The sequence below is a fragment of the Aquidulcibacter sp. genome (assembly GCF_044346625.1).
In the GTDB taxonomy this organism is placed as follows: domain Bacteria; phylum Pseudomonadota; class Alphaproteobacteria; order Caulobacterales; family Aquidulcibacteraceae; genus Aquidulcibacter.
The window spans coordinates 1-7,407 of sequence record NZ_JBIIYV010000101.1 but is presented as its reverse complement, the minus strand read 5'-3'; the positions used below and the strand labels follow the sequence as shown (position 1 = coordinate 7,407).

Here is a 7,407-nt window from a genome sequence, read left to right as displayed (position 1 = left end):
GGCTTTGACCTCCATTACGGGCCGCGCCAAGGACGCGCCACCTGCCTCAAACAGGACAAGTCCTTCGTTGAAACCAAAACGCCATAATGGAGCTTGACCGGGCGCAGCGGCCACAAGGGCGGCACCCACTGGCTTGTCGCCATGATAGGACAACCAGATTTCAGCCGTAAAAGGCCCGCTGGGCAGGCTGCGCCCTTCCATGAGATCGTGGATCTGATGGCTGGCTGGCGCGCCCATCCATTGCCGCGTTGGTGGTAAAGCATCCCCATCGCGAAGGCCGCGCGGAGGCACGGCATTGCTGGACAAGGTCGGCTGGCTATCGGTCTCCATACTTGGAATTAGGCCCCAATCTGGCACGAATTCACGGCTCATGACCTCGCCTGGTAAAACCGGGAGAGGATCTGCCGACATCTCAGCATTGTTGGGCAAAGCTGCGCGGAGCGGCGGTGGGCTTGTTTGGGCGAGGGCGGCTGATGATAGTGTCAGACAGGCGACTAGCCCAATCAGTGCGCTACGTGTTGCTGTTTGAAGTGTCATATCGCTTCGCCTCCCAGTGCCGATAGAGCCTTTTGTCAGAGAAACGTGACACTCTGTCGGGGGAGGGGGGCTAGCAGCCCTGCACAATCACGCGAGTAGTATGCTCAAGCGGCGTTTGCCTCGATAAATCGGAGCGCACCCTACCGCGCGAAGCGCATCGCTCAACATTGAGAAATTCAGCAAACCAGCCAAGCGTTGGGGTTGGAGATTTGCGCTAGCATCCAGACCACTTTCAGGCTGACTTCGATGGTCTACTGCTTTAGTCGCGGGGTTGCCTCAGTGGGCCCGACGCCGTCTGGAACGGGTACACCAGAGTTCACATAACTGGAGTTAATCACGAGAATTGGATTATTTGTCATGGTGATTGCTCTGGCGACAATCACGCTCCAAGCCGATTCCTGTGCCACGCTGCCTGTCGAGCTAATGATCAACTCAGCGCGTGGGATATAAATTGTGCCGAGCAACTGCCGCACATTGTTGGATGAGATTGTAAATGACTGATAGTTGGTGGGGTGGGTGGCAATCAGAAAGCCCGCTAACGGTCCAGTCTCGCGGGCGGATAGCTCAACCCGCGTGTTTCCACCAAAATTGAACTTATAGAGCGGGCCAAAGATCATGACCACATCATCGCCAAGCAAGGATGCATTATCTCTAAAGTCTAAGTTCCCGAAGAAATAATGTTCCCCCGGCTGTAGCTGCAAAATGCCATTACTCAGCACATCAATTTTCTCACAATGTACGCCAGGCGGCATGACATATGTTTGGCCTGCACCGATAGTGATCCGCTTGAGTGGCTGACAGCCGGCCATAGACTTTGGGTTTAAATTCAAAGCGGTGAACGGATCCGCGATTTCCAACGCGCCGACATTTGCTGTGGGGTTAATCTGACCCGTGGCGTCGGTTACGGCCTGCACACGTGATGCCTCAATCTCTGCCCGATCGTTTGCCACAATCCGCTCATTTGAATGTATGAGGCATCCACCCGCACGGATTTTCGCTTGATCAAACAGGTCAAAGCCGGTGACCGCCCCGACGCCAACTCTTGCTAGAAATTTCGCAGTCTTTGCTGGGGGTTGATAGTTTGTCTGCAGCACACACAATGGGATGTTCTGCAAACTCTCAGCTGTAGCCGATACGGATAAATTGGTTGCGCCGATCCCCGGAATTCCAATCATTGGCTGACGAGCGCCAGCTGCCGAAACCGTAATTGTTCGCTCATATCGGTTCACATTGGCAGCAAATGTAACTGGCGTCTTTGATCCAGAGCGGGAGTAAGAGTCTGAAGCAAAAGCAACCGCTACGGCTTGAATGCCGACTGCATCGCGGGAGGGAATAGCCATTTCTGTCGCCCCTGCGAGCGCGGCAGAATCGACGATCGACTGGAGATGCGAACGTTCAGCACTGACCATTGTCAGCTCAGCCGCCATAGCAACCGCGCCAGCGATTGGCACTAATGCTATCGCAGTGATGGTGGCGATATTACCACGAATATTCGACAGCAGCGCTTTCAACATTTAGGCCCTCATTCAATCGAGTGTACCTAGTATTCGATTATAATTCGTTAGCTCAGGCCGAGTAATTGAGCGTGGCCCGAGTAAATTCTTATTAAGATTTACCTTGACTTGCTTCAATAAGATATCTCTGAAAATTGGCTGCACATCTTAGATTTACGCCGGCTTTCGCTGCTCGTGCTCTCCAGACCAAACCACCCATTTCAGCAGCCGCCGAACGATACGCGACGAATTCGTCTTTTGTGCCCTCGCTTTGTTGGGGTGGGTTACAGATACGTCACCCAGCGTTCGCAGGGCCGTCACACGGCCTCTGTAGCCAGACCCAGCAATTGTAAGTGCTGGGGAAAAGCTATGACATATTCTGTGCGCCGGTCGGCTCGCTTGTTCAATTCTGCTGCTGTGGCGGCCATCCTTAGCCTTGGTTGGGTTCACTCTGCCACGGCGCAACAAGCCAGTGAGCAGCCTGCTCGGGAAGTCGAAACGGTCATTGTTACAGGCTCCAACATTCGTCGATCAAATCTTGAGACAACGGTTCCAATCACGGTTCTGGATCAGCGCGCGATCGAATTGCGTGGCGCGCTTCTGCCGTCTGAATTGCTGACCTCGCTGCCTTCGGTAAGCAATTTGCCCGAGAACGAAACTCGTTTGGGCTCTTCTGGTGCGCGGGGCGATAATGCCAATTTGAACCTCCGCAATATGGGTGCGACAGCAACTCTGGTCCTGATTAATGGTCGCCGCATGGCCATTAATCCATTCACCGCTGGCCTGTCGCAAGCGGTCAACATCAACCACTTGCCGACACAAGGGATCGCGCGGATTGAAGTGCTGCGCGATGGCGCATCCTCTGTTTACGGTTCGGATGCTGTTGGTGGCGTGATCAACTATGTGTTGCGACGCGACTTTGAGGGTGTTGAGGCACTGTTGCGCTATAGCCAGCCCGAAGCGGGCGGTGGCGAGAGTCTGCAGGGCGCTGTAACGTTCGGAACCCGCTTTGCTGATGACCGGGGACGATTGTTTGGCACATTTGAAGGGCTGTCCCGCGATGCCACGCTTCTGACTGAGCGCGACTTCAGCCGCACATCCTTGAACGTTGATCGTGCGCCAGCGCCATTTAACGCTTTAGGCGGGCCTTTTGATGCACGTTCCGCGCGTGGCTTCTGGCCCACCTTTCGGATTGGAACATCAACGGCCAACAATTTCTTCCGACCTGTGAACGGCACACCAGCGCTGACCACGGCGGCACCTAGCCGTGCAACCAACCCAGAATTCTTCTTGGACCTCAATCAGTTTGGCTTTGCCTCACCCAAGACAACACGTGCCAATGCCTTTGTGACGGCGGAGTATGACATTAGTGCGCGGCTCACGGCCTTTGCGGAGTTTGGTTATTACGGCTCGTCATCCACCATGCGTCGCCAACCTCTGGCCCTTAACGCGCCGACGTCCGATCAACTGATGGTGATGCCGATTGATAGCCCGTTCAACCCTTATGGCTCGCGCTTCTACCATGTCACAGGTGCCGCAAACACCGACGGCACCGCGCGCGTCGTTGGTGCACCGCGCACCGTCAGCTTCACCCAGCTAACCATTCGCGACTTGGCCGCCGAAAGTGTCGAAACCAAAGCGGACGTCTTCCGGATCGTTGGCGGCGTGCGTGGCAAGTTTGGCACCACGTGGGAGTGGGAGAGCTCGCTATTCTACAATGAAGTCAGCGGGACTGATGACGCGTTCCCAGACATTCGTGAAAGCAAGCTCCAAGCTGCCATCGCGCGAACCGATAGTGGTGCCTATAATCCATTTGGCTACACTTTCCGCGTTGCAAATGGCGCCGTCGTAGCTGATCAGCCCTATACCAATCCGCAGTCGGTTGTAGATTCCTTCTCGGAAGTCTATTCGCGCAGCGCAGAAAGCTCTATCGCCAGCGCCGACTTTAGGACTTCGGGCACCTTGTTCTCCTTTTGGGATAATGAGGTGAAAGCCGCCTTTGGTGTGGAGTTTCGTCGGGAAGAGTTAAGTGATGTGCGTCCACCGTTCAGCGGTGAAAACCCTGCATCTTCGGGCCTAGACCCGCTAAACAATGACTTCTTACTACACCCACCCCGACCCGATGTATTTGGTGAGCGCGAAGTCACAAGCGCCTATGCCGAAACAGTCGTGCCCTTGGTTTCGCCCGAGCGCGAAATACCGCTGGTGAATAGCCTTGAGCTAACGGCTTCAGCACGGTTTGAGAACTATAGCGACTTTGGTGAGACCACAAAGCCGAAGATTGGCATAAACTGGCGGCCGACGTCTTGGTTGATGGTTCGCGGCTCCTACAATGAAGGGTTCATGGCACCAAGCCTTGCAGCGCTTTATACCAGTCCGCGTTGGTCCATCACGGCGGGTGCCGGTGATCTCGACGCTTATCGCAATCCGTTCTTGAACGAAGGTCCCTACGTCAAACGTACCTATTTTGGTGGCAACCCTGATCTAAAACCGCAGGAATCAGAAGGCACCACCTACGGCATCGTGTTCGACGTTCCAGGTATCAAGGGGTTAAGCCTCACAGCTGATCTGTGGAGCATCGACCGCACCAACTTGCTTGGCCAACGCAGTACCGCACAGATTGATGCAAGTGATACAGCGCTGCTGCGGGCCTATACGCAGGCGCAGATTGCGGCCGGTGTTGCCGTCAACCAAATCGATATCGGCATTGGCGCAAGCTATCGCGGCGATCCCGATGTCCAGCGTTACGCGCTGACACCTGAAGATCGTGCTGCATTTGCCGCTTATAATGCCGCCAACCCAACCAACCCTGCTGCTCCCGCGGGTCGTATCTTCGCGCGGTATCAGCCGTTCCTGAACCTGTCGAGCAGCCAACACGAAGGTGTGGACTTTGGATTCCGCTATGCGATGCCACGCCAGTCTTGGGGCCGCATTCTCGTTACCTCAGACTGGAGCTATCTGGACCGCTCGCGCACCACGCTTGCACCCGTCAATGTTGCGCCAATCGAGAATAACGGCCTTTATGCTGATGGTGCCGCAAAGTGGCGCAGCACGACCAATATCAACTGGGACAAGGGCGCATGGAACGCAGGGCTAGGCATTTATCATGTCGGAAAAACACATGATTCAGGTGCAACAACGACGCAGGCGATTTACGACAGCCTTGGCAAGCCTTCTTATATCGAGCCGTTCTTCACAGCCGGGAACACACTCTATCGCTTGGTGATCGATCCAGTCGTTACTTACAATCTCTCTGTAGGCTACAAGTTTGAAGCTGCATCGCCAACATGGCTCACCAATACGCGGGTACGTCTATCTATCGCCAACCTAACCGATGAGCCGCCGCCATTAACGTCGGGTGCTTTCGGTTATGATGCAGGTGTCAGCCAAGCCCTCCTAAGTGGCCGGAGCTGGAGCTTTGAAGTCGTGAGGAAATTCTGATGGCCCAAACTTGGTCAAGAAGATCCTTCCTTGAGTGTGCTGCTTTAGCGGCACCAATGGTTCTGCCTTTAGGTGCCGGTGTCAAAGCTGCTTCGGGCGATGCAATAACGTCATCAGCCAGCTTGGTGGCAACCGAACTGCGTCGTTGGCAGGTGCCGGAAGCCAACCAAGCGGCTGCTGTCGATGCCAATTATTTCTACGGGATCGGCAATCGCACGTTGGTTAAGCACCGCAAATCCGACGGCGTTTTCGTCGCAGAATGGCGGGATGGGGCTGATGGTGCGATCGTGCACTTCAATGCGGGCTATGTCGCCAAGAACCGGTTGATTTTGGCGCATTCGAACTTCCCCCAATTACCGATGGCAAGCTCGCTGGAGACGTTCGACACCACCACCATGCAACCGGTCGAAACCTATAGTTTTGGAATACGGCTCGGGTCCTTGACCTGGGCGGTTCGTCATGGCGGCTTTTGGTGGGCATGTTTTGCCAATTATAATGACAAGGGTACGACGCCAGGGTTTGATCAACGTTGGACCTATTTGGGCCAGTTCGACGACGCTTGGCAGATGCGTCAATCGTGGATCTTCCCCCAAGCGGTCGTGGCAACTTGGGGCGTAAGCTCCAGTTCAGGCGGTGATTGGGGCGATGATGGCTTGCTCTATGTAACCGGCCATGATGCGCCAGAGCTTTATGTTCTGCGACTTCCCAAGCAAGGCGTGGTGCTAGACTATGTTACCAAGATCGCTGTGCCCTTTGAAGGGCAAGGCTGGGCTTGGGACCGAAGCGTGGGCAAGGATCGCGTCATCTATGGAATCAGCCGGAAGCGAAAAGAGATCGTGGTTGCCCGTATTCCACATGTGCCGAACGTGCTGCTCTAAGGCATATCACGCTTTGGGACTTTAATTGCTGAGAGGCTATTGCTGACAGTAAAGCCGCTATGAGAAGCAAGTTAGGCTGGCTAAATATTCTATAGCCTAAACCTACCCTAGACTAGCCCGTCACGGAGCGATCGAGAAGCGACGGTGCAGCACCGGGTGCTTGGCCTTTAGCGATGGCTGCTTCGATGGATCCCAGTACTCCCGGCAGGTCGGCGATGGTTGCGATAACAAAATCGGCACCCGCTTCGACAAAATCCACAGAGGCTGATTTTAGCTTTGCGCGCCGTGCCGTTGGATCAAGTGCGTCATAGGCTGCCTCGTCAAGGCCAAGGGCATTGCCTGACCCTGCCAATCCAATTGTCCACATGCCTGCCTCGCGACCGGCAAGGATACCAACGGGCGCATCATCCACCGCGACGCAGTTGCGTGCAGGCCAGACACCGAGATTGATCATGGCTTGCCACAACATGAAGGGGGCAGGTCTGCCCTCACTTGTATCGCCAGCGCATAAGATGGTTTGGGGGTGATAGCCTTGGTCGGCTGCGAGCCGCACAACTTCCGCCATCATGGTATGTGTATAGCCCGTAGACGATCCAATTTTGATGCCAGATGCGACAAGATCGTCAAAGACCGTCTTGGCCCCAGGGATCAACTTGCTCGCTTTGGCTGCTTCGCGGGCCATGGCTGGCTCTAGTTCGATCATGAGAGCGGCTGCTTCAGTGTTCCCTGGGTGGGAGCCTTTAGCTTTGATCCAACGCGAGCTCACCTCTTCATCGGCAAACATGGACATCACGTGGTCGCGCTTGGCTTTACCCATGTGAGCGCGCACAGAAGCCTCACTCACCTCAACGCCATAGGCAAGGAACGCTGACTGCATCGCCATAACCGGCGCGCGCGATCCGAAATCCACCATGGTGCCAGCCCAGTCGAAAAACACGGCTTTGATTTGGTTCTTCATTGAAATGTCTCCCGAACAACGCGCTCGCCAATCGCAAACGCCGTTGACATGCCCGCCCCACTGGTCACGACACTTAAGCGCACTTCGGGTTCGGGTGTTT

The 7,407-nt window shown here is 55.2% G+C and carries 5 protein-coding genes; 2 read left to right on the top strand and 3 right to left on the bottom strand.

Features of this window, described 5'->3' with window-relative positions; translation table 11 throughout:
• Both ACIQ20_RS15080 and ACIQ20_RS15075 read right to left on the bottom strand, forming a co-directional pair.
• Positions 1-537 (bottom strand): hypothetical protein (locus tag ACIQ20_RS15080; protein WP_395781721.1); only part of this gene is annotated, 537 nt, incomplete at its 3' end.
• A 251-nt stretch (positions 538-788) separates the two neighbouring features.
• Positions 789-2,051 carry a Tad domain-containing protein gene (locus ACIQ20_RS15075; protein ID WP_395781719.1) on the bottom strand — a complete coding sequence of 421 codons (1,263 nt, stop codon included), beginning with the start codon at positions 2,049-2,051 and terminating at the stop codon, positions 789-791.
• Between the two features lie 348 nt (positions 2,052-2,399).
• On the opposite strand from ACIQ20_RS15075, the gene ACIQ20_RS15070 reads away from it, so the two are divergent.
• The gene (locus ACIQ20_RS15070) at positions 2,400-5,471 is read left to right on the top strand and encodes a TonB-dependent receptor plug domain-containing protein (protein ID WP_395781717.1); all 3,072 of its coding nucleotides are present in this window, start codon (positions 2,400-2,402) and stop codon (positions 5,469-5,471) included.
• Positions 5,471-6,349 carry a hypothetical protein gene (locus tag ACIQ20_RS15065; protein ID WP_395781715.1) on the top strand — a complete coding sequence of 293 codons (879 nt, stop codon included), beginning with the start codon at positions 5,471-5,473 and terminating at the stop codon, positions 6,347-6,349. Before ACIQ20_RS15070 ends, ACIQ20_RS15065 begins: the two co-directional genes overlap by 1 nt.
• Positions 6,350-6,461: 112 nt before the next feature.
• On the opposite strand, the gene phnX is transcribed toward ACIQ20_RS15065, so the two are convergent.
• Complete coding sequence (gene phnX / locus ACIQ20_RS15060) at positions 6,462-7,307, bottom strand: phosphonoacetaldehyde hydrolase (RefSeq protein ID WP_395781713.1); 846 nt, start codon at positions 7,305-7,307, stop codon at positions 6,462-6,464.
• Positions 7,308-7,407 lie beyond the last annotated feature (100 nt).